27 protein-coding genes and 1 riboswitch are annotated in these 21,127 nt (G+C 67.1%); of the genes, 9 read left to right on the top strand and 18 right to left on the bottom strand.

Features of this window, described 5'->3' with window-relative positions:
* Positions 1–17: 17 nt before the first annotated feature.
* Together AC1RJ5_RS14745 and AC1RJ5_RS14740 are read right to left on the bottom strand one after the other, a co-directional pair.
* Positions 18–389 (bottom strand): tRNA-binding protein, encoded by a 372-nt coding sequence (locus tag AC1RJ5_RS14745; RefSeq protein WP_269573236.1) that lies wholly within the window; start codon positions 387–389, stop codon positions 18–20.
* A gap of 39 nt (positions 390–428) precedes the next feature.
* Positions 429–776, bottom strand: coding sequence for a GFA family protein (locus tag AC1RJ5_RS14740; protein ID WP_269573237.1), 348 nt, complete (start codon positions 774–776; stop codon positions 429–431).
* A gap of 94 nt (positions 777–870) precedes the next feature.
* Here AC1RJ5_RS14740 and AC1RJ5_RS14735 point away from each other — a divergent pair, with 94 nt between their 5' ends.
* The 4 genes from AC1RJ5_RS14735 (at position 871) to AC1RJ5_RS14720 (ending at position 4,566) form a co-directional block, all read left to right on the top strand.
* Entirely contained in the window at positions 871–1,557 is a 687-nt protein-coding gene (locus tag AC1RJ5_RS14735) for an endonuclease III domain-containing protein (protein ID WP_493113988.1), read from the top strand.
* Positions 1,558–1,587: 30 nt separating this feature from the next.
* Positions 1,588–2,289 carry a uracil-DNA glycosylase gene (gene ung / locus AC1RJ5_RS14730; RefSeq protein WP_342248715.1) on the top strand — a complete coding sequence of 234 codons (702 nt, stop codon included), beginning with the start codon at positions 1,588–1,590 and terminating at the stop codon, positions 2,287–2,289.
* Between the two features lie 90 nt (positions 2,290–2,379).
* Complete coding sequence (locus AC1RJ5_RS14725; protein ID WP_493113986.1) at positions 2,380–3,840, top strand: S41 family peptidase; 1,461 nt, start codon at positions 2,380–2,382, stop codon at positions 3,838–3,840.
* Positions 3,841–3,915: 75 nt separating this feature from the next.
* A complete protein-coding gene (locus tag AC1RJ5_RS14720) occupies positions 3,916–4,566 on the top strand; it encodes a DUF6891 domain-containing protein (protein ID WP_493113984.1) in 651 nt (216 codons plus the stop codon).
* 61 nt (positions 4,567–4,627) lie between these two features.
* Here the strand turns inward: AC1RJ5_RS14720 and AC1RJ5_RS14715 are convergent, their stop codons facing one another.
* The 5 genes from AC1RJ5_RS14715 to AC1RJ5_RS14695 form a co-directional block, all read right to left on the bottom strand.
* On the bottom strand, positions 4,628–5,443 hold the full coding sequence (locus AC1RJ5_RS14715; RefSeq protein WP_269573242.1) for a hypothetical protein: 816 nt from the start codon (positions 5,441–5,443) through the stop codon (positions 4,628–4,630).
* 103 nt (positions 5,444–5,546) lie between these two features.
* The gene (locus tag AC1RJ5_RS14710; protein ID WP_269573243.1) at positions 5,547–5,753 is read right to left on the bottom strand and encodes a hypothetical protein; all 207 of its coding nucleotides are present in this window, start codon (positions 5,751–5,753) and stop codon (positions 5,547–5,549) included.
* 26 nt (positions 5,754–5,779) lie between these two features.
* Positions 5,780–6,187, bottom strand: a complete 408-nt coding sequence (locus tag AC1RJ5_RS14705; protein ID WP_269573244.1) for a VOC family protein — start codon at positions 6,185–6,187, stop codon at positions 5,780–5,782.
* Positions 6,188–6,196: 9 nt separating this feature from the next.
* A complete protein-coding gene (locus AC1RJ5_RS14700; protein WP_269573245.1) occupies positions 6,197–6,754 on the bottom strand; it encodes a hypothetical protein in 558 nt (185 codons plus the stop codon).
* Positions 6,755–6,848: 94 nt separating this feature from the next.
* The gene (locus tag AC1RJ5_RS14695; RefSeq protein WP_269573246.1) at positions 6,849–7,274 is read right to left on the bottom strand and encodes a hypothetical protein; all 426 of its coding nucleotides are present in this window, start codon (positions 7,272–7,274) and stop codon (positions 6,849–6,851) included.
* A gap of 283 nt (positions 7,275–7,557) precedes the next feature.
* On the opposite strand from AC1RJ5_RS14695, the gene AC1RJ5_RS14690 reads away from it, so the two are divergent.
* On the top strand, positions 7,558–8,001 hold the full coding sequence (locus tag AC1RJ5_RS14690) for a VapA/VapB family virulence-associated protein (RefSeq protein WP_269573247.1): 444 nt from the start codon (positions 7,558–7,560) through the stop codon (positions 7,999–8,001).
* A 231-nt stretch (positions 8,002–8,232) separates the two neighbouring features.
* Positions 8,233–8,691 carry a VapA/VapB family virulence-associated protein gene (locus tag AC1RJ5_RS14685; protein WP_184163586.1) on the top strand — a complete coding sequence of 153 codons (459 nt, stop codon included), beginning with the start codon at positions 8,233–8,235 and terminating at the stop codon, positions 8,689–8,691.
* Positions 8,692–8,739: 48 nt separating this feature from the next.
* On the opposite strand, the gene thiC is transcribed toward AC1RJ5_RS14685, so the two are convergent.
* From thiC to AC1RJ5_RS14665, 4 genes are all read right to left on the bottom strand, one after another.
* Positions 8,740–10,599: a phosphomethylpyrimidine synthase ThiC gene (gene thiC / locus AC1RJ5_RS14680; protein ID WP_493113979.1), complete on the bottom strand. Its 1,860-nt coding sequence runs from the start codon at positions 10,597–10,599 to the stop codon at positions 8,740–8,742.
* A gap of 35 nt (positions 10,600–10,634) precedes the next feature.
* Positions 10,635–10,744, bottom strand: a riboswitch (TPP riboswitch).
* Positions 10,745–10,778: 34 nt separating this feature from the next.
* Positions 10,779–11,645, bottom strand: a complete 867-nt coding sequence (locus AC1RJ5_RS14675) for a MipA/OmpV family protein (RefSeq protein ID WP_269573249.1) — start codon at positions 11,643–11,645, stop codon at positions 10,779–10,781.
* A 56-nt stretch (positions 11,646–11,701) separates the two neighbouring features.
* Positions 11,702–12,109, bottom strand: a complete 408-nt coding sequence (locus AC1RJ5_RS14670) for a DUF2141 domain-containing protein (RefSeq protein ID WP_184163574.1) — start codon at positions 12,107–12,109, stop codon at positions 11,702–11,704.
* Positions 12,075–12,830 carry a sterol desaturase family protein gene (locus AC1RJ5_RS14665; protein WP_493113976.1) on the bottom strand — a complete coding sequence of 252 codons (756 nt, stop codon included), beginning with the start codon at positions 12,828–12,830 and terminating at the stop codon, positions 12,075–12,077. Before AC1RJ5_RS14665 ends, AC1RJ5_RS14670 begins: the two co-directional genes overlap by 35 nt.
* Between AC1RJ5_RS14665 and AC1RJ5_RS14660 the strand changes: the two genes are divergently transcribed.
* The 3 genes from AC1RJ5_RS14660 (at position 12,817) to AC1RJ5_RS14650 (ending at position 14,840) form a co-directional block, all read left to right on the top strand.
* Positions 12,817–12,969 carry a hypothetical protein gene (locus tag AC1RJ5_RS14660; RefSeq protein WP_269573252.1) on the top strand — a complete coding sequence of 51 codons (153 nt, stop codon included), beginning with the start codon at positions 12,817–12,819 and terminating at the stop codon, positions 12,967–12,969. The genes AC1RJ5_RS14665 and AC1RJ5_RS14660 overlap by 14 nt on opposite strands.
* Before the next feature lie 100 nt (positions 12,970–13,069).
* Positions 13,070–13,408: a P-II family nitrogen regulator gene (locus AC1RJ5_RS14655; RefSeq protein WP_086127851.1), complete on the top strand. Its 339-nt coding sequence runs from the start codon at positions 13,070–13,072 to the stop codon at positions 13,406–13,408.
* Between the two features lie 13 nt (positions 13,409–13,421).
* Positions 13,422–14,840 (top strand): ammonium transporter, encoded by a 1,419-nt coding sequence (locus AC1RJ5_RS14650; RefSeq protein ID WP_493113972.1) that lies wholly within the window; start codon positions 13,422–13,424, stop codon positions 14,838–14,840.
* Between the two features lie 137 nt (positions 14,841–14,977).
* Here AC1RJ5_RS14650 and AC1RJ5_RS14645 read toward each other — a convergent pair whose 3' ends face one another.
* From AC1RJ5_RS14645 to AC1RJ5_RS14615, 7 genes are read right to left on the bottom strand one after another with little or no spacing between them, the layout of a single operon-like run.
* Positions 14,978–16,555 (bottom strand): GMC family oxidoreductase, encoded by a 1,578-nt coding sequence (locus AC1RJ5_RS14645; protein ID WP_493113971.1) that lies wholly within the window; start codon positions 16,553–16,555, stop codon positions 14,978–14,980.
* Positions 16,489–17,460: a sterol desaturase family protein gene (locus AC1RJ5_RS14640; protein WP_269573254.1), complete on the bottom strand. Its 972-nt coding sequence runs from the start codon at positions 17,458–17,460 to the stop codon at positions 16,489–16,491. The genes AC1RJ5_RS14645 and AC1RJ5_RS14640 overlap by 67 nt, the downstream gene beginning before the upstream one ends.
* 20 nt (positions 17,461–17,480) lie before the next feature.
* Positions 17,481–17,843 carry a hypothetical protein gene (locus tag AC1RJ5_RS14635; RefSeq protein ID WP_269573255.1) on the bottom strand — a complete coding sequence of 121 codons (363 nt, stop codon included), beginning with the start codon at positions 17,841–17,843 and terminating at the stop codon, positions 17,481–17,483.
* A complete protein-coding gene (locus tag AC1RJ5_RS14630; protein ID WP_493113970.1) occupies positions 17,840–18,271 on the bottom strand; it encodes a protein tyrosine phosphatase family protein in 432 nt (143 codons plus the stop codon). The genes AC1RJ5_RS14635 and AC1RJ5_RS14630 overlap by 4 nt, the downstream gene beginning before the upstream one ends.
* Positions 18,268–18,753, bottom strand: a complete 486-nt coding sequence (locus tag AC1RJ5_RS14625; protein ID WP_493113969.1) for a hypothetical protein — start codon at positions 18,751–18,753, stop codon at positions 18,268–18,270. Before AC1RJ5_RS14625 ends, AC1RJ5_RS14630 begins: the two co-directional genes overlap by 4 nt.
* Positions 18,750–20,519, bottom strand: a complete 1,770-nt coding sequence (gene recQ / locus AC1RJ5_RS14620; RefSeq protein ID WP_269573258.1) for a DNA helicase RecQ — start codon at positions 20,517–20,519, stop codon at positions 18,750–18,752. The genes AC1RJ5_RS14625 and recQ overlap by 4 nt, the downstream gene beginning before the upstream one ends.
* A 38-nt stretch (positions 20,520–20,557) precedes the next feature.
* On the bottom strand, positions 20,558–21,088 hold the full coding sequence (locus AC1RJ5_RS14615; RefSeq protein ID WP_493113968.1) for a hypothetical protein: 531 nt from the start codon (positions 21,086–21,088) through the stop codon (positions 20,558–20,560).
* Positions 21,089–21,127: the final 39 nt, after the last annotated feature.

Raw genomic sequence — 21,127 nt, 5'->3', positions numbered from 1 at the left:
TATCTTCTGGCCGACAATCAGAAGAGCCGGCCACCGTTCGGCACCGGCACCGAAGGGTGGAACAGCACCACCTTGCCGTCTTCATCGGGAAAGCCGAGCGTCAGCACTTCGGACATCATCTTGCCGATCTGACGCGGCGGGAAATTAACCACGGCAGCCACCTGCATGCCTGGCAGATCCTCCAGCGCATAGTGCTCGGTGATCTGCGCCGAGGAGCGCTTGCGGCCGATCGTCGGGCCGAAATCGATCAGCAGCTTGTAGGCAGGCTTGCGCGCTTCCGGGAAGGCCTCCGCCTCCAAGATCGTGCCGACCCGGATATCGACCGCGAGGAACTGGTCGAAGCCGATCGTCTCGGCAGGCTCGGCGGCGGGATCGTGGTTCATGTGCATGGGCCACCCCATGCCATCCCGTCGCCGAGCCCGCCAGTATCAGCGGCTGGCGCCGTCGTAGAACTGCACCTGCAGCGCATCGAGATCGATCCCGTCGGCACAGCGCAGGTTGATCTCGACCATCGGCCCGTCCGGCCCCTGCCCCTCCGCGAACGGCGCGACGCCGCAGACCGGGCAGAAATGATGCGCGATGATGTGATGGTTGAAGCGATAGGTCGCCACCGCGTCGATCGGCGTCTGCAGGGTGAAGCGCTCGGGCGTGGTGAAATGGTGGAGCGGCGCCTTGCGGCGGCAGATCGAGCAGTTGCACTGCATCGCCCGGGTGGGTGGATCCTCCTGCACGACAAAGGCGATCGCGCCGCAATGGCAGCTTCCGGTGAACGGCATCGGCTCCTCCCTATCCTGCATTCTTTTATCGTTTTCGGGGCAACGCATGGGCCACCCCATTGTTCGTGTTCTTATTATGTTCTATACCGGGACCATGCAATCGGGCTTCGGCTTTTACGGGCATGACGACATAATCCGCTGGCAGCAAGCGCTGGAGCCGATGCGGGCGCTTGCCGGACCGCTGGCGCGGCGCTCGCCGATCGGGGCGCTGGTCAAGTCGATGATCAGCGGGCGGACGAAGGACCCGGTTTCGCTCGCCGCCTATGACCGGCTGGTCGCGCGCTTCGGCACCCCCGGACAGGTGCTGGCGGCGGGACCGGCCGAAGTGCTTCGCTGCATCGGCGCGGTTACCCATGCCGAGGACAAGGCGCGCTACCTGATCGGCGCGCTCGGCCGGATCGCGGCCGAGCGCAAGGGCTTCGACTTGGGCTTTCTCGGCACGCTGCCGCTGGGCGAGGCACTGGCCTGGCTCGAGCGGCTGCCCGGCGTCGGCCGCAAGGTCGCCGCCGCAACGCTCAACGGCAGCACGCTCGACCGGCCTGTGCTGATCGTCGACGGCCATGTGCTGCGCGTGCTCCAGCGCACCGGCTTCGTGCGGCGCGGCGCGGAGGGGCGCGACGCGAGCGAAGCGGTGACCGCGGCGATGCCCGAATGGCGGGGCGACGACTTTCTCGACTTCCATATCGGCACCAAGAAGCTCGGCCAGACGCTGTGCCGGTTCGACGGCACCGACTGCGCCCGCTGCCCGCTTCGGACCGATTGCCGCGCGCGCAGCGATTGACAGCACGCGCATGCTCCCGGACAGGAAGCCATGGCCGAGGTGAAACTCCATCCGAGCTGGCTTGAACCGCTGCAGGGCGAGTTCGCCGATCCCTACATGGCGCAGCTGCGCCAGTTCCTCGTCGGCGAGAAGGCGGCGGGCAAGCGCATCTTCCCGGCGGGCGGCGAATGGTTCCGCGCGCTCGACCTGACCCCGCTCGACAAGGTGCGCGTCGTCATCCTGGGCCAGGACCCCTATCATGGCGAGGGCCAGGCGCACGGCCTGTGCTTCTCGGTGAAGCCCGGCGTCCGCACCCCGCCCAGCCTGGTCAACATCTACAAGGAGATGGAGACCGACCTGGGCATCCCGCGCGCCCAGCACGGCTTCCTCGAGCATTGGGCCGAGCAGGGCGTGCTGCTGCTCAACGCGGTGCTGACCGTGCAGATGGGCATGGCCGCATCGCATCAGGGTCGCGGCTGGGAGCGCTTCACCGACGCGGTGATCCGGCTGGTCAATGCCCGGGAAGAGCCGGTGGTGTTCCTGCTCTGGGGCAGCCATGCCCAGAAGAAGGCGGCGTTCGTCGATTCGATCGACAAGGGCGGGCGCCACCTGGTGCTCAAGGCCCCCCACCCCTCGCCGCTTTCCGCCCATTCGGGCTTTTTCGGATCGCGCCATTTCTCCAAGGCCAACGCGTTTCTGGAGCATGTCGGCCAGAAGCCGATCGACTGGGCACTGCCGCCATTGCAGCGCTGAACAACAGCGCCGAAGTGGCGCAAATACAACAGGATGACTTGTCTCGCGGCTTGACTTAGGCTGGCTCCAGAAACTCTTCGGAGACCTGGCATGCGTCGTACCCTTACTGCCCTGATCGCGCTTTCCCTTTCCGCCTGCAGCGGCGGTGGCGGCGGTTCCGTATCGGCGGGCGGCGGTTCGACGGGCAGCGTCACGCCGACGCCGACCACCACGCCGACCCCGACCACGGCGGGCTGCACGCTGCGCGAGCGCCAGCTCTGGGCCGCGGCGCAGCTCAACGAATGGTATCTCTTCCCCGAGACGCTGCCGACCAGCCTCGACCCGGCGCCCTATTCCAATGTCGGCGACTATGTCGACGCGCTGACCGCCACCGCGCGCTCGCAGGGCCGCGACCGCTACTTCACCTATGTCACCTCGATCGCCGAGGAGAATGCCTATTACAATTCCGGCGCGACCGCGGGCTTCGGCTTCCGCCTGTACCTGAGCGGCAACCGGCTGTTCTCGGCCGAGACCTTCGAGGGCACGACCGCACTGGGTGCCGGCATCGACCGCGGCACCGAGATCCTCGCGGTGGGCACCACCACCGCCAACCTGCGCACCGTCAGCGACATCCTGGCGAGCAGCGGCAGCGCCGGGCTGACCGAGGCGCTCGGCCCCAACACCGCGGGCACAACCCGCAGCTTCCGCGTGACCGACACGGTGGCGGGCACCCGCGTGGTGACCATCGCCAAGACCGACTATACGCTCGACCCGGTCTCCAGCCGCTACGGCGCCAAGATCATCGACGATGGCGGCCACCGCGTCGGCTATGTCAATCTGCGCACCTTCATCAACACCGCCGATTCCCCGCTGCGCGCCGCCTTCGCCCAGTTCAAGGCGGCGGGGGTGACCGAAGTCATCGTCGACGTGCGCTACAATGGCGGCGGCCTGGTCTCGATCGCCGAGCTGATGGGCAATCTGCTGGGCGCCAACCGCAGCACCTCCGACGTGTTCGACTATATGACCTTCCGCGCCAGCAAGTCGGCGCAGAACAGCACCGCCTTCTTCGCGCCGCAGACCCAGTCGATCGCGCCGACCCGCTTCGCATTCATCGGCACCTCCAGCACCGCCTCGGCCAGCGAGCTCGTCGCCGCGGGCATGCTGCCCTATCTCGGCACCAACATGGCGCTGGTCGGCACCAACACCTATGGCAAGCCGGTCGGCCAGATCGCGGTGGACAAGAGCGCCTGCGACGACCGCTTCCGGATCATCGCCTTCGCGCTCGAGAATCGCGACCACCAGGGCGCCTATTTCACCGGCCTCTCCAGCATCGTGAAGGCGAGCTGCCGCGCGTCGGACGACATCGCCTATCCGATGGGCGACCCGCGCGAGGCCTCCACCCGCGCCGCGCTCGACTTCATCCAGGGCAAGAGCTGCACCGCGATCAGCGCGGTCAGCGGCGCCAGCGCCAGTGCCCGCACCGCCGGCGAGACCGGCAGCCCGAGCGCCCAGGAACTGCTGAGCCCGCAGGCCCCGACCGTGCCGCAGCGCGACGTGCCCGGCATGTTCTGACCCGATTTTGCGGCGCCCGGCATAGGCGCGGGCGCCGCGGCTTGCTATCTTGCCCTCCGGACGATGGAGGAAATGATGAAGTCGCTGTTCGGCCGCCTGTTCGGCAAGCGCGCTCCGGAGCAGATGGAGCTGGCGCCTGCTGCGGCCCCGCCTGACGAAAAGGCCGAATGGGTCCGCGACCAGATCCGCCGCGACGTGGCGAGCGGCTTCTATGACGAGGACGCGATCCTGACCAACGCGGCCGACGCCTTTGCCGACGACCTGACCCCTGACGAGCTCCGCCCGATGGCCCAGCAGGCGCTGCGCGAGGCGCTGGCCGAGCAGCGCGTCGCCGAGCGCCACTGGCCCGACGAGACCGATTGCGACCGGCTCGACGCCGCCTTCGCCGCGCTCGAGGAGAGCGGCGTGATCGCCCGCCAGAACTTCAGCTGCTGCGGCAATTGCGGCGCGACCGAGATCTGGGACGAGGTCCGCGCCGTCGAGGAGACCGGCGCCGAGATCCGCGGCTATGCCTTTTACCACATGCAGGACACCGAGGGTGCGGTGGACGGCGGCGGGCTCTACCTCAACTATGGCGCCTGCGCCGAAGGCGAGGACGCCGCCCTGGCGGTCGCCCGCGACATCGTCGCCGAGCTCGAGGCGCATGGCCTGGCCACCCATTGGGACGGCAGCTGGGACAAGCGCATCGGCGTGACGCTCGACTGGAAGCGCCGCCGCGGGCTCTAAGCGGCGGCGTTACCAGTCCAAAGTACACGAAGTACACGCCAAGAGCGCGTTTTTCGGCGGATCAGATCGTCCCCTCGCCGCGTATCCGATCCAGCTCCGCATCGAAATGCGCATCGATGGCCAGCTGCGCCGCCGAGGGCGTATCCTGTTCCTCCTCCGACTTTTCGTAGAGCCAGCGCGGCAGCTTGTCGCCGGCAAGGTCGGCAATCTCGAGCTTGTACTCCAGCTCCTCCGCCGAAAGCCCGGCGGCAGGATCGGCCGGCTGGACCGGCGCGAGCGCGGCCAGCGCATCGGCGAGCGGCATCGGCGGCGCATAGGGCACGGCGCCGGCCGGCAGCGTGTCACGGTGCGCATGGGCATAGCGTTCGGGCAGATGCGCGCGCAGCAGGAACATCAGCAGCCGGTCGTTGACCCGCATGCGACGGCCGACGCGGCGGCCTTCCTTGTCGAAAACGGGCTCGTCGCTGCCATGGATCGCGCGATCGAAAGCGAGGTCTGCCAAATGGTTCGCAGCGTGGTGGATGGCGATTTCCCAGGCGCGGGCGAAATTCTCGCCGCCAGGCGAGCGCCGCAGCTTGTAGGCACTGCCGACCGACATGCCGACCTGCCGCGCCGCCTCGGTCACCGAGCCGCGGTCGGCCAGCGCCTCGATGAAGTCGCGCTGGCGCTCGGGGGACCAGCCATCATGCCGATGTTTCCGGCGCACGGGCACCCATTCATAGTCGTCCGGGTAATGGCCGTGCTCATCGAGCGGCGTCAGCGGCCGCGCATCCGGCGGCGCAACGGCACCGCCCTGGGTGACGGCGGGAAGGTTGACGGGATCGATGCCGGCGGAGAGCGCGGGATCGAAAGCGATGCGATGGTCCAGCTGTTCCATGGCGCGAGGGAAACAGGCGAAATCCTACATTGCGAGAGGTGTAGGACCGATTCCCGGCGGGTGTTGCGCGCGGGCATCCATCAGGATCGCGAGCCCCGTCGCGTCAGTCGCGGGGCGGCGGCAGCGCCTTGCGGGCGCGGCCGGCATGGAGGATCGGCGGGACCGACAACAGGATCGCCGCGACCATCCCGCCAATGGCGAGCAGCCCGATCGGCGTGGCCCGCGCCTCCGCCTCCATCACGAACTTCCCGGCGCGCAGCGTGGCGCGCGCGGTCTGCGGGGTGAAGAGGGGGTGGGGTTCGTCGGGCATCGGGGCTTCCTTTGCGCGGAACCCTATCACCGATGCGCGGCGAACTCGATCAGGTCCCAGCGATTGCCGTAGAGATCCTCGAACACCGCGACCTTGCCATAGGGCTGGCTCGCCGGCGGCCGGACGAACCGGACGCCGGCCGCGCTATAGGCCGCGAAGTCCCGCTCGAAATCATCGGTGGCGAGGAACAGGAAAACCCGGCCCGCCGCCTGATTGCCAATCGCCGCCTCCTGCTCGGGACCGACCGCGCGGGCGAGGAGAATGGTGGTGGCGTTCTCCGGCGCGCCGGGCGGGCGGATCGTGACCCAGCGCTTGTCCTGCTCGGGCTGGTAGCTGTCCTCGACCAGCGTGAAGCCGAGCTTGCCGATGTAGAAGGCGAGCGCTTCGTCATAGTCGCGGACGATCAGGGCGATGTGGGCTAGGTATTGAACCACGGTGCCTCGTCAGCGATTCAAGAGCGCGATAGCCTGGTAGACACGCTCGAACATATCATTCGAGGGCTCCATATCGCGATCAGGATGGATGCGCTGCGCGAGCGATGGAGCTCGCAGAAAATATTCCTTCGCGAGTTCGGCATCGATTGCGTCGCTGTCTCGGACGGCAACCGCGTGGACCCGCTCGAACACGAGGATAAATTCGACGTTCTGTGCACCCAGGTCGGAAATCTTCGCCCGGACGTTATCCTCAGTCGGATAAAGCGTGTAGCGCTCGACGAAGGTATCGCAAACCAATCTCCATCCAAGGTGAATCAGCAGTACCGGCTTGAGCAGGTTCTGTTGGGCGGAGAGCCAATCACTTGCGTCCGATGACGGCGCTATGATCGCCCTGCTGAGGACTGCAAACACCTGCACTGGTGAGAGTGCAGCAAAACTCTTCGCATCGAAATCCATGAAGCCGAGCCGAAGGGTTTTTGGCGCCAAACGATACCCGGACCCATAGATTATCAGAGCCGAAATAGCCGCCAATAACAGACCCAGCAGGGTTCCCAATACTATCTGCATTCTTCCCCCGTCATGTCAGATTCATGGGCATGCGGTCGGCCACGACCATTGCCATAACCCTCTGCCACGGGGAATTACAACGAACCCGAAGAGGCTACCAAACCTCCACCACCGCCTCGAAGGGCGGGCCGCCCCGGCTGTGCGTCGCCGTGTAGTGGATGCGGCTGGGGATGATGCTGGTGCCCTTGTATTCCGCCTGCACGTCGAGCTTGTCGATCAGATCTTCCTCGGTGAAGCGGCGCAGGGTGCCGATCAGGAGCTGGCGGGCCTCTTCCACGGCGGGCGGGATATAGACGAAGTTGTGCGGGTCGTTCGGCCCGCCCAGTTCCTTCGGGAAGATGTGGATCTTCACCAGCCGGCCTTCGCGGACCAGCCGGTTTGCCGCCGCCTTGCTGGTGATGTCCGAAAAGTCCGGGCCATTGGCCACCTGCCCCGTCTTCTGCGCCGTCGCGGCAGGTGCGAGTGCCAGCGAGCCGAACAGCAGCAATGCCCCGGCCAGTCCCTGCCATATGCCCGCCATTGCCGCCTCCCCGTCCTGGATGATGCGCGCAAGGCTATCGCGTGACGCATCCGCTTTGGCAGCAGGCGCGTCCGTTTCGGACATGTCTCCGGCGCGGCGTCGCGGAACCCCGGCGAAAAGGCCCCTACCTCCGTGGCTTGGCGCGATTTGGCCCCGAAACGGCTCTGCTCCGAAGCGGCCCATGCCGCGATTGCCGATCGGGGCGGCGCGGCGGAGCCTTGGCGGGTCGAGTCGATCTCCGGCCCGATGCGCCGAGCGGCGCACACTTCCAGGGGAAGCCCTCATGACCACCGATACGCAGACCGTCGAGCCCGGCCGGCAGGCCGCCGATCTCCAGCAGCTGTTCGACGGCAAGGTGCCGCAGCAGGTGCTGGATTCGGCCCGGGCCCATCTCGAAAGCCGCCCGCTGGTCGCCGCCAGCAGCGGCGACGCCACCCTGATCATCACCGGCGGGATCACCGGCCAGCTCCAGTGCGTGGTCGATGACGGGCCGACCTTCCTCGGGCATTTCTGGGGCGGCGCGCCCGCCACCCGGTCGCCCGGATCGATCTACACCGACGATCCCGAGCGGCTCTACAGCCAGTCGACCAGTTTCATGCTGGTCGCAACGCCGGTCTATGTCAGCCTGATCTTCCTCGACGACAGCGGCAATGCGCTGGGCAGCTTCCAGGGCCGCGCGCTCGGGACGGTTTCGGGCAGCTATGGCGGCACCGGCAGCTGGTCCTGATCGCCGGCTGCGGTGCAAGGCTGATCCGCTCCGGAGCCATTCCGGCGCGCACCGGGCCACCAGCGGTCCGAAATGCCAGCAATCCCGGCGAGTCGGCGATGAAACAGCCGAAATGGTTATGCTCCGATCCGACCCAAGCCATGGTTGTGTGCGGCCCGGGACAAGATCAGCCTTGGATCATCGAGGCGATCCTCGCTTCGATTTGACCGATCCACGTGGGGAGGACTTCACATGACGGACACCGTTACCGAAATCGATCGCGACCAGATCGCCAGCGACTTCAGGAAACTGCTTGCGGATCATCTGCCGCAGGAAGCGATCGACAATGCCGTGGCGCATCTGGAGAGCGCGCCCAGGGCGGCGGCGACGACGGCCTATCCCGCCAATGGCAGCGTCGCCTCGCTGATCGTCTACACCAAGTGCCAGTGCACGATCCTGAACGGCGGCAAGACCTTTGACGGCTCGGCCTGGGGCGTGACCTTCCCCGGCGGCGGCGCGCTCAAGGGCGACGTCTATACCGACGACATCAACAAGCTGTACGCGAAGACCTCCAGCTTCACGCTGGTGGCGACGCCGGTCTATACCAGCTTCATCTTCATGGACGACAGCGGCAACACGCTGGGCAGCTTCCAGGCCGGATCGATCTCGACCGTGGGCGGGATCGGCGGCGGCAGCGGCCACTGGCACTGAGCCGGACGAAGGGGGCGGCCGAAACGCGCACGGCCGCCCCTTTTCGCATCAGTCGTGCTCGCGGTCGCCCTGGCCCATATAGAGCTCGCGGCCGGTCTCGTTGTAGAGCTGCGACATCGCGGCCATGCCGGCCTCGGCATCTTCCGCCGCGAGGAAGCCCTCGACCGGGGCATTCTGCTTGGCGGCGAAGTCGCGCACTTCCTGGGTGATCTTCATCGAGCAGAACTTCGGGCCGCACATCGAGCAGAAATGCGCGGTCTTGGCGCCTTCGGCCGGCAGCGTCTGGTCGTGATACTTCTCCGCCGTATCGGGATCGAGCGACAGGTTGAACTGGTCGCGCCAGCGGAACTCGAAACGGGCGCGGCTCAGCGCATCGTCGCGGACCTTGGCCGCGGGATGGCCCTTGGCGAGATCGGCGGCATGCGCGGCGAGCTTGTAGGTGACCACGCCGACCTTGACGTCGTCACGGTCCGGGAGCCCCAGATGCTCCTTGGGCGTGACGTAGCAGAGCATCGCCGTGCCGTACCAACCGATCATCGCGGCGCCGATGCCGCTGGTGATATGGTCATAGCCCGGCGCGATATCGGTGGTGAGCGGCCCGAGCGTGTAGAAGGGTGCCTCGCCGCACGCCTCGAGCTGCTTGTCCATATTCTCCTTGATCTTGTGCATCGGCACATGGCCGGGGCCTTCGATCATCACCTGGACGTCCTGCTGCCAGGCGCGCTTGGTGAGCTCGCCCAGCGTGTAGAGCTCGGCGAACTGGGCTTCGTCATTGGCGTCGGCGATCGAGCCGGGGCGGAGACCATCGCCGAGCGAATAGGCGATGTCATACGCCTTCATGATCTCGGTGATCTCGTCGAACTTCTCGTAGAGGAAGCTCTCCTTGTGGTGCGCCAGGCACCATTTCGCCATGATCGAGCCGCCACGCGAGACGATGCCGGTGACGCGCTTGGCGGTGAGCGGCACGTACGGCAGGCGGACGCCGGCATGGATGGTGAAATAGTCGACGCCCTGCTCGGCCTGCTCGATCAGCGTGTCGCGGAAGATTTCCCAGGTCAGGTCCTCGGCGATGCCGCCGACCTTCTCCAGCGCCTGGTAGATCGGCACGGTGCCAACCGGCACCGGCGCGTTGCGCATGATCCATTCGCGGGTGTCGTGGATGTTGCGGCCGGTCGACAGGTCCATGATCGTGTCGGCGCCCCAGCGGATCGCCCAGACCATCTTGTCGACTTCCTGCGCCACGTTCGAGGCGACGGCGGAGTTGCCGATATTGGCGTTGATCTTGACCAGGAAGTTGCGGCCGATCGCCATCGGCTCCGATTCCGGGTGGTTGATGTTGTTCGGGATGATCGCGCGGCCGCGGGCGACCTCGTCGCGGACGAATTCGGGCGTCACGTAATCGGGGATGGCGGCGCCCCAGTCCTGGCCGTCGCGCTTGTACTCGGCGAGGCGGGCGCGGCCGAGATTCTCGCGCTCGGCGACATATTCCATCTCGGGCGTGATGATGCCGCGGCGGGCATAGTACATCTGCGAGACGTTGGCGCCGGGCTTGGCGCGCAGCACCTTCTTGCGGACGTTCGGGAAGGGCTGGACGCCGCCGCTGCGGTCCGGGCCGAGCTGGCCGTTATCCTCGGGACGGACTTCGCGCTGGGCGACTTCCTCGACATCACCGCGGGCGCGGATCCAGTCGCGGCGCAGCTCGGGCAGGCCGGCCATGATGTCGATCCGGGCCTCGGGATCGGTATAGGGGCCGGAGGTGTCGTAGACGCGGACCGGCGGTTCGCCCGACGACGGCTCGAGATAAATCTCGCGCATCGCGACCTTCAGCGGGCCGACATGGATCTTCTTCGAACCGCGGATCGCGCCGGTGGTGACGGCGAGTTCGGTCTTGGCGGGGATGTCGGCCATTCGTCACTTCTCCAAATCGGGAGAGGACGGTCGTATGGTGGCGGCCGCTCCCTCCCTACGCCGGTCTCAACCGGATCAGGTTCAGCGGGTCGGAGGCTGCGGCCTCCCTCTCAACCGCGACGAAGCGGTCCCCCGGGGATGGCCGTGTCTTAGGCGCTTGGGGAAGCGAGGTCCAGCACTCAGAAGGTGAGCGCCAGCCCCGCCGCGCCGGTCCACTGGTTGCGGTCGCCGGCGATGCTGACCAGCGGGCTGTCTGCGAAATCGTTGACCAGCTTGCGATAGGTACCGCCGGCGACCAGCGACAGGCCCTTGGTGAGGTTGCCGGTGAGCGCATAGGCGAAATAGCCGCCAAAGGTGATGTCCTTCTGCCCGCCCTCGGGGCGGAAGATGGGGAGCCCGCTGGCGATGCTCTGCGCCGGGGTGACGCCGAAATAGGTGCGGGCATAGCGATCCTCGACGATCTCCGCCGAGGCGGAGAGGCTGACCATCGCCTTGGTGCTGAGCGGCGTCGAATAGGTGACCACCGGGTTCCAGATGCCGGCCTTGTGCACCCGGGTGACGTCGCGGCGATAGGAGATCGTGACCGAGAGCTTGTCGAAATCGCTGGTTATCAGCCCGGTGCGGCCGATGCCGAAATAGCCGCCGACCTCGAGCGCGGAATCGACTTCGCCGAGCGCGCGGACGCGGGGATCGCGGATGGAATCGCGGTTGGAGCGGTTCATGTTGTAGACCGCGACGGGCCCGAGCTGGATATCCCAGCCAGGGCCGGTGCCGTTCGGGATCACGTCGAGCTGGGCGCGGTTGCCGACCAGGGTGAAGCTCATCCCCGCCACCGTGCCGTTGGCGACCGGGATCGGCGTCCAGCGATTGTGGCTGGAGCCTTCATAGTCCGGGAAATAGGCCGCGCCGACGCCCAGGGTAAGCCGCGCGGCGCCTTCGCTGGCGGCCTCGGCCACTTCGGCCGATTGCGGCGCGGCCTGGTCCTGCGCGCAGGCCGGGGCAATGGCGAGGAACGAGGCGGCAAGCGCACCGCAAAGTCGGATCATGGGGCACCCTCTGTCATGTTGCAGGCGCGAGAACGCCGCCCGGAGCGCCCAAGTTCCTATAACAGATAGCGAATTCGAACCTGTTGCCGCTGTGCATCAGCGCCCAGGGTGAAGCGCGCATCCTTGTAGCGGGGCGGGCCGAAACGGATCGCGGGGTTGCGCGAGAAGCCGAAACCCTCGCGCGGAATGCCGAGCATCGTATCGAGCTTCGAATTGCCATTGGCATCATGGATCACGGCAATCGCATAGTCACCGACCGGCAGGCCCTCGAGCCGGATGCGCGGATTGGCGGCCGGGAGCGTGCGCTTGAGCGCGCCCCTGCCGTCGCGGCAATCGGGAAAGTCGCCCGGATCCTGGACGAGGCAGAGCCGCACGACGCCCTTGGCCGAGCGCAGTCCGGTCATCTCGATCTCGAGCGGACCGCCGGTCTCAGCCGCGGGCGATCCGGCGCCGAGCAGCAGCATGGCCGCGATCGAAATCCCCAAGGCCCTTGTCGGTGCCGCAAAGCCGGTCCCAGTGGCGGAAATACAGTCCAAAATTGCACCCATAATGTTCGTGGTGACGCTGGTGATGGCTGGCGGTGATCAGCCAGGCTCCGAGCGGCCCCTGCCAGACGAAGCGGGGCCAGATCTCCCAGCCCATGTGATTGGTTACGCCCATCACAGTCATGATCGTCAGTACCAGGCCGAGCGCGCCGACATGGATCGGGATCAGGAACACCAGCGCCGGGATCACCACCGCACCGGTGACCGCTTCCCAGGGATGAAAGCTCATCGCGGCCCAGGCGGTGGGCGGCCGGCTGGCATGATGGACCGCATGCATCCGGCGGAACAGCGCCGGGCGGTGCATCCAGCGATGCGTCCAGTAGAACCAGGCATCGTGCGCCAGCAGATAGAGCAGCACCGAGACCGGCAGGTACCAGAGCGGGAAGGCGTAAACATCGGTGTAGATCCGCGTCCAGCCATGATTCTGCCAGCCCCAGGCGACCACACCGGCGGGCACGCCGTAGATGGCGGCGCTGGCAAGGCTCCAGCCGATCTCGCGGCGGATCTGCCGGTCGAGCCCGGTATAGAGGCCGGGATGCTTCACCCGCGTCGCCAGGGCGAAGCCGCCGCTCGCCAGCAGATAGCGCACGCCGACGATCAGCGTCATCGCGAGCGCGGAGAGGGCGATGGCAAGCATCATGGGCAAGGGCTTACCGCATTTTCCGGCCGAAGGCGCGCGGGGGCGAATTAATTGTGCAGCACAGCTTCGGATGCGTAACGAATCCTGCCCGTTTTTTGAGCAGACCTTCGCATCTGCACAAAAATTTACCCATGGGTAATATTTGATTGCGCCCAAACCCCACGGAATCGTGGGATTCTTGCGCTTGGCACGCTGTTTGCGACGAACCCCCTCGGGATAACCGCCAACGAGGGGGCGACATGAAGCTCATCATCGCCATCATAAAACCGTTCAAGCTGGACGAGGTCCGCGAGGCGCTCACGGGTGTCGGGGTCGCGGGGATGACCGTGTCGGAAGTGAAGGGTTTCGGCCGCCAGAAGGGCCAGACCGAAATCTATCGCGGCGCGGAATACAGCACCAACATGGTGCCCAAGATCAAGATCGAGGTCGTGGTGGGAGCCGATCTGGCCGACCGCGCCGTGGAAGCGATCCAGGCCGCCGCCAGCACCGGCGCGATCGGCGATGGCAAGATTTTCGTCCTCGATGTCGGCCAGGCCGTGCGCATCCGCACGGGCGAAACCGACGAGACGGCGCTGTAAGATGGGGGTCCAGATGAAACTTGCGATGAAGATTGCCGCGGGAGCGGGGCTCGGCGCCCTGTTCGCCGCGATGCCTGCCCTCGCGCAGGCGCCTGCCGCCGCAGCGCCGGTCGTGCCGACCGACGCGATGGTCAACAAGGGCGACGTCTCCTGGATGCTCGTCTCGGCCGCGCTGGTGCTGATGATGTCGGTACCCGGCCTCGCGCTCTTCTATGGCGGCCTGGTCCGCACCAAGAACATGCTCTCGGTGCTGATGCAGGTGCTCACCATCGTCTGCGTCGCCGGCCTGCTCTGGGTCACCATCGGCTATTCGATGGCCTTCACCAATGGCGGCGCGCTCAACCTGTTCGTCGGCGGCTTCTCCAAGGCGCTGATGCAGGGCGTTGACGCCAACACCTTCGCCGCGACCTTCTCGAACGGCGTCTATCTGCCCGAGACGACCTTCGTCGTCTTCCAGATGACCTTCGCGATGATCACCCCGGCGCTGATCGTCGGCGCCTTTGCCGAGCGCGTGAAGTTCACGCCGCTGATCCTCTTCGTCGTGATCTGGTCGATCCTCGTCTATTACCCGATGGCCCATATGGTCTGGTACTGGCCGGGTCCGGACTTCACCGCCGGCCTGCCCGACGACCATGGCTTCCTGTGGGGCAAGGGCGCGCTCGACTTCGCGGGCGGCACCGTGGTGCACATCAACGCCGGTATCGCCGGCCTGGTCGGCTGCCTCGTGATCGGCAAGCGCACCGGCTACAAGCAGGAGCCGATGGCGCCGCACTCGCTGACCATGACCATGATCGGCGCCTCGCTGCTCTGGGTGGGCTGGTTCGGCTTCAACGCCGGCTCCAACCTCGAAGCCAACAAGTTCGCTTCGCTCGCCTTCATCAACACCATGGTGGCCACCGCCGCCGCGGGTGCCGCCTGGGCGATCATCGAGCAGGTGGTGCACGGCAAGCCTTCGCTGCTCGGCGCGGCCTCAGGCGTGGTCGCCGGCCTGGTCGCGATCACCCCGGCCGCCGGCTTCGCCGCCCCGATGACGTCGGTGGTGCTCGGCATCGTCGCTTCGATCGGCTGCTTCTTCTTCGTCACCACGGTGAAGAACGCGCTGGGCTATGACGACACGCTCGACGTGTTCGGCGTGCACTGCATCGGCGGCATCATCGGCGCGATCGGCACGGCCGTCGTCGCCGACCCGGCGCTGGGCGGCCAGGGCTGGATCGACTTCACCGTGATCCCGGCGGTTGCCGGCAAGTACGACATGGCGTCGCAGCTGGTCACCCAGGCGACGGGCGTGGGCGTGACGCTGCTGCTCTCGGGCGGCGTGTCGGCGGTCCTGTTCCTGGCGCTGAAGTACACGATCGGCATCCGCCCGAGCGTCGAAGTCGAGATGGAAGGTCTCGACATCAACGCGCACGGCGAGCGCGCCTACAACTACTGACGAGATCGGGCGCCGCGCACACCTCTCCTTAGCGCGGCGCCCAACCGAGGTTCCTCCTGCGGACGACTGGGCCGGTGGTTTCGACCATCGGCCCTTTTTTTATGTTCGGAGTTCCCTCTCCCGCCTCCGGGAGCGGATCAGGCCAGATCTTCCTTGATGAACTGGGCGCAGCGCTCGCCGATCACGATGCTGGGGGCATTGGTGTTGCCGCCGACCAGCCGGGGCATGATCGAGGCGTCGGCGATATAGAGCCCCTCGACCCCGCGGACCTTGAGCCGTGGGGTGACCACCGCGCCTTCGTCCGAGCCCATGCGCGCGGTGCCGACCGGATGGTAGATCGTGTCGGCGCGCGCGCGGATCAGCCGCTCGAGCGCGGCATCGTCGTCGAGATCGATCGGATAGCGATCGCGGCCGCGATACTGCGCAAGCTGTGGTGCCTCGAGCACGCGGTACATCGCCCGCGTGCCCTTTTTGAGCAGCTCCAGGTCGCGCGGATCGCCCAGGAAGTCCGGATCGATCAGCGGCGCGGCGCGCGGATCGAGCGACTGGAGCCGGACGGTGCCCCGGCTTTCCGGCCGCAGCACGCAGGCATGGCAGCTGAAGCCGTGCCCGGGCACGGCGGTGCGGCCATGATCCTCGACGATGGCGATCAGGAAATGGAGCTGGAGATCGGGCCGCTCCAGCGCCGGATCGCTGCGCAGGAACGCGCCGGCCTCGGCATAGGGGGTGGTCATCCGCCCCTTGCGGCTGACCATCCAGCGGCCGATCGACCCGAGCGACTTGAGCGTGCCCGCCGCCGAGCGGCCGAGGAAGAAGCTGCCCTCGGTCTCGAAGGCGGCGACATAGTCGACATGGTCCTGGAGGTTGCCGCCGACCGCGGGGCGATCGATCCGCACCGACAGGCCCGTCTCGCGCAGATGCTCGCCCGGGCCGATGCCGGAGAGCATCAGCAGCTGCGGCGTCTGGAAGGCACCGGCAGCGAGGACCACGGCGCGGCGGGCGCGGATCTCGCGAGCCTGGCCGTCACGCTGATAGGCGACGCCCCAGACACGGCCTTCCTCGAACAGCACGCGTTCGACCATCGCATCGGTGATGATCTCGAGATTGTCGCGGCGATCGAGATAGGCGCGCGCGGCGGTCCAGCGCTCGCCATTCCTTTGCGTGACCTGGAACAGGCCGGCGCCCGATTGCCCGGCGCCGTTGAAATCGTCATTGCGCGGGATCTGGAGCTCGCCGCACGCGTCGATGAACGCCTCGGAGCCCGGGTGCGCCCAGAGCTGGTCGCTGACCCAGAGCGGACCCTTGTCGCCATGATAGTCGCTGGCGCCGCGGACATTGTGCTCGGCCTTTTTGAACCAGGGCAGCATGTCGTCCCAGCCCCAGCCGGGGCAGCCGAGGTCGCGCCACTCATCATAGTCCCTATGGTGGCCGCGGACATAGAGCATCGCGTTGATCGCGCTCGAGCCGCCAAGGCCGCGCCCGCGCGGCTGGTAGCCGCGCCGGCCGTTGAGCCCGCGCTGCGGCACCGTCTCGAACGCCCAGTTGGCGCCGGGGCGCTGGAACGGCATCATCCCGGGCATGCGGGTCTTGATGCTGGTGTTGAGGCCACCCGCCTCGAGCACCGCGACGCTGTACTTGCCGCCTTCGCTCAGGCGGCCCGCGACGGCGCTCCCGCCGGATCCCCCACCGATGACGACGATATCGGCTGCTTCCACGAATCCCCCCGTAGCTGCTCCCGCGCCTCCCAGCGCGCCTTTATGGTCTCGGATGTATCGCGGCTGCCATCGTGGCTCCAGCCCGGCGGCGCGATCATATAGCCAATTCGGGACTTCCAGTCCGGAGCCGCCCACACGTCCTTGGCGATGCCGATCCATTCGTGGAAGGCGGCCCAGAGGACGTTGAAGCTGCCCAGGTCCTTGACGATCCCGTAACGCGGCCGGTCGTCTGCGCGCTCCTCGACAAAGGTGCCGAACATGCGGTCCCAGATGATGAAGACGCCGGCATAGTTCTTGTCGAGATAGCGCGGGTTGGTCGCGTGGTGGACGCGGTGGTGCGACGGCGTGTTCATCACCGCCTCGAACCAGCGCGGCATCCGACCGACCATCTCGGTGTGGATCCAGAACTGGTAGATCAGATTGATGCCGGCACAGAAGAAGATCATCGCCGGGTGGAAGCCGATCAGGAACAGCGGCAGCCGGAAAGCGAAGCTCACGCTGATGAACCCGGTCCAGGTCTGCCGCAGCGCCGTGGTCAGGTTATAATGCTGGCTCGAATGGTGGATGACATGGCTCGCCCAGAACCAGCGCACCCGGTGGGCGGCGCGGTGGAAGGCGTAATAGGCCAGGTCGTCGAGCACGAAGGCGAGGACGAACCAGTACCAGGCGAAGCCGATGGTGAAGAGGCGGAACTGGTATAGCCACATCGCCAGCGCATAGACGAGGCCGGTGGTGAGCAGCCCAGCGACGGTGCTGCCGAAGCCGAGCGCGAGGCTGGTCAGCGTATCCCTGGGGCAGAAGCGGCGGCGATCGCGGATGCGGGCAATGACCATCTCCGCCAGGATCAGGATGACGAAGCCGGGAATGGCATAGGTCACCGGATCGGGGAGATGGGGCACCAGCATGGCGCTTGCTTACCCTGTTGTCAGTAACCTGTCACGCCGCGCAGCAGCACGACCCCGAAGCGCTTGTCGCCGCTGTCGACACGGAGGCCATCGGGGGTCGCCTGGCTGGTGAGCGGCAGCCGCAGATGCCGCGCCGCAACACGCGCGCCGTGCATTTTCAGCAGCGCGACATCGCCGGCCTTGCCATGGACGAGCGCGGCCCTGCCGTCGCTGCCGAGCAGTGCCTCTCCGGCGTCGAAGCCGGAGATCATCCCCTCCGCCGTCTCCCGCGCTTCCTCGGCGCTGGCGATCGCGGCGCCACGACCGAGCCCCAGCGCCCAGGCCACCAGCGTCATCACCAGGATGGCGCCGATCGAGCCCAGGGAGACGTAAAGCTGGTTCACGCCCTGCCCGAGAGCTGGTCGAGCAGCGGGCGGATGCCTGAGATGTCATAGCCGGCCTGGGCGGCCTTGGCGGTGATCTCGGCGGGATCGCCGCCGCGCGAGGCTTCGGCCAGCGCCCAGAGATTGCACGAGCGCGTGCCCGAGCGGCAATAGGCGAGCACCGGGCCCTTTGCTTCTGCGAGCGCTGCGGCCATCGCCTCGACCTGGGCGGAGGAGAATCCGGCATGCGTCACCGGAATCGCGGCATAGCCGAGCCCGGCGGCCTCGGCCGCGGCGCGGATCGCCTCGCCCTCGGGCTGGCCCATCTCTTCCTCGTCGGGGCGGTTGTTCACCACGAAGCTGAAGCCCTGCTCGGCTAGCAGGGCAATGTCCTCTGCAGCAATCTGGGGGGCGACCGAGATGCTGTCATCGACGCGGCGCAGGTTCATTGGCGTTCCACCTTCTGGGTTTCGAGGATCGGTTGGTTGGCGGCCCAGGCAGCGACCTTGCGCTCGGCGGCGGTGATGCCCTTGAGCACTTCCTCGGTCGCCTTGTCCTGGCAGCCCATGTCATAGACTAGGCGCGCATCGCCCCAATGGACCGTGCCATAATATTGATCGGTGATCCGAGCGCCGCAGACCAGCTCGCGGCCGGCATGCACCTCGCCGATTGCGAGCAGGCGGCGGATTTCGGCGAAACCCTCGGGGCCCGCGGCAAAGCCGCGCGTCACCAGCCGCTCGGCGTTGAACACGTCGGGCTCGGGCACGGTGTAGCTGCCCTTCCCCGCTGCATCGATCGTCCAGCGCGAGACCGGGCGGCCCCAGCTGTTGCGATCCATCGCGATGCTCGACAGCGCGGGCGCGGTCGTCGCGACCGGCGCGGCGGGGGCACAGGCAGCGAGCAACAGCGGAAGGGCGAAGAAGACTCTCACGCGGCCTCGCGGATCACTTGCAGGAAGGCATCACCATAAGCGTCGAGCTTGCGCGCGCCAACGCCCGAGATGTTGCCCATCGCGGCTATGCTCTCCGGGCGGAGCAGCGCCATGTCGCGCAGCACCGAATCGTGGAAGATGACATAGGGCGGCAGCCCGGTTTCCTGCGCGATCTCGCGGCGCTTGGCGCGCAGCGCCTCGAACAGCGGGTTGCCGACCGGATTGTCCCCGCCCGCCCGGCTGCCACCGCGCCGGCGGCGCTCGCGCTTCGGGGGCAGCACGAACGAGACCGTCGCGCCGCCCTTGAGAATCGCCTTGGCCTCGGGCCCGAACTCGAGCCCGCCATGGTCATTGGCGCGCAGGGCATCGCGCAGCAGCAGCGCGCGGGCGACGGGCTTGATCAGCGCGGCTTCCTCGCCATCGACGATACCGAACACCGACAGGCTCTCATGCCCGTTGGAGATGCTGCGATCGCTCGACTGGCCGAGCAATATGCTCTCGATATAGCCCACCCCGAACATCATGCCGGTGCGGAACACCGCCGAGAGGAATTTCTGCGCGGTCACCGTCGCGTCGATCGCGGCGGGCGGGCTCAGGCAATTGTCGCAATTGCCGCAGCTCTCCTGCGGCTCCTCGCCGAAATGGCGCAGCAGGATGCGGCGACGGCAGGTTGCGGTCTCGACCAGTGCGCCGAGCGACGTCAGCCGCGCCCGCTCACCGGCCTGGCGCGAGGGCTCGACTTCGCCGATGCGCTGGCGGGCGCGGGCGAAATCATCGGCACCCCAGAAGAGATGCGCCACCGCCGGATCGCCATCGCGGCCGGCACGGCCGGTTTCCTGGTAATAGGCCTCGATCGACTTGGGCAGGCCGGCATGGGCGACGAAGCGCACGTCCGGCTTGTCGATGCCCATGCCAAAGGCGACGGTGGCGACCACCACCATGTCCTCGCTCGCCACGAACGCCGCCTGGTTGCGACGGCGGACATCGGGATCGAGCCCGGCATGATAGGGCAGCACCGGGCGGCCGGTCTCGGCGGCGAGCTTCTCGGCGAGCTTCTCCACCCCGGCGCGCGTCTGGGCATAGACGATGCCGGGGCCGGGCGTCTCGGCGATCAGGTCGATCACCTGCCGCGTGGTGTTCTCGCGCGGGGCGATCGCATAGCGGATGTTCGGCCGGTCGAAGCCGGCGACGATCAGCCCGTCCTGCGGCAGCCCGAGCTGCTCGAGGATATCGGCGCGGGTATGCGCATCGGCGGTCGCGGTTAGCGCGAGACGCGGCACCTCCGGGAAGCGATCGAGCAGCGGGCGCAGCAGCCGGTAATCGGGACGGAAATCATGCCCCCATTCGGAGACGCAATGCGCCTCGTCGATCGCGAACAGGCTGAGCTTGGCCTGGGTGAGCAGGTTGCGGAAATACTCGTTCGAGGCGCGCTCCGGCGCGACATAGAGCAGGTCGAGCTCGCCCGCGCGGAACCGCTCGATCGTCTCGGCGCGGTTCTCGTCGACGCTGGTCAGCGTGGCGGCGCGGATACCCACCGCTTCGGCGGCGCGCAGCTGGTCGTGCATCAGCGCGATCAGCGGACTGACGACGACGCAGGTACCCTCCAGCATCACCGAGGGCAGCTGATAGGTGAGCGACTTGCCCGCACCGGTAGGCATCACCGCCAGGGTGCGTTCGCCGGCGAGAACGCGGGCGACCACCTGCTCCTGCACGCCACGAAAGGCGTCGAAGCCGAAGACCCGGCGGAGCGTATCGGTGGGGACCATCGCGCCCGGTTAGCGGGCGAGGGCCCGGAAAGTCGAGGCTATTCGCACGGAACTCCGTCCTCGGGCTTCCAAGGGAGCAGCGTGAAGTCGCTCACTTCGATCGCGCTGATCGCATAGGGCCAATGCTCGATGCTCGGCTTGCCCGGCATCACCAGACAGACATCGGTGGGAGCGGCCTGGCCCCGGGCGGTGATCCTGGCGCGATAGACGAGCGCCTGAGCATAGCCGTTATGGACGACCAGCATCGCATGGTCGGAGCCGGCTACGCCCAGGAAACGGAAACGGATCTTGCCGGCATCCGGCACCGGCGGGGCAGGCAGTTCGAGATCTTCCGGAAATGCCTGGCCTTCGGTGACAGGCGCCTTGGGCGGCTCCAGCCCCAGGAAATGCGCGCCGACCGCAGTTTCGAACCGGGTGGGTATCGCCGGTGCCTTCCGGGGCGCGACCGGCTTGCCGCTGTCGAGCGTGAAGGTGACTTCGTCGCCGATCGCAAGCTTTACGCCCTGCGCCGCGGCGGGGCTCGCCACCACCATCATTGCAGTGCCCAATATCCATGACGTGCCGCGCATCGCCCTGTCCTCCCCCTGTTTCCGCGCAACTATCCGTCA

The organism is Sphingomonas sp. GW822-FHT03G08 (assembly GCF_058801135.1).
Note: the sequence above shows the minus strand (reverse complement) of the source record. Positions and strands in the feature narration are given on the sequence as shown.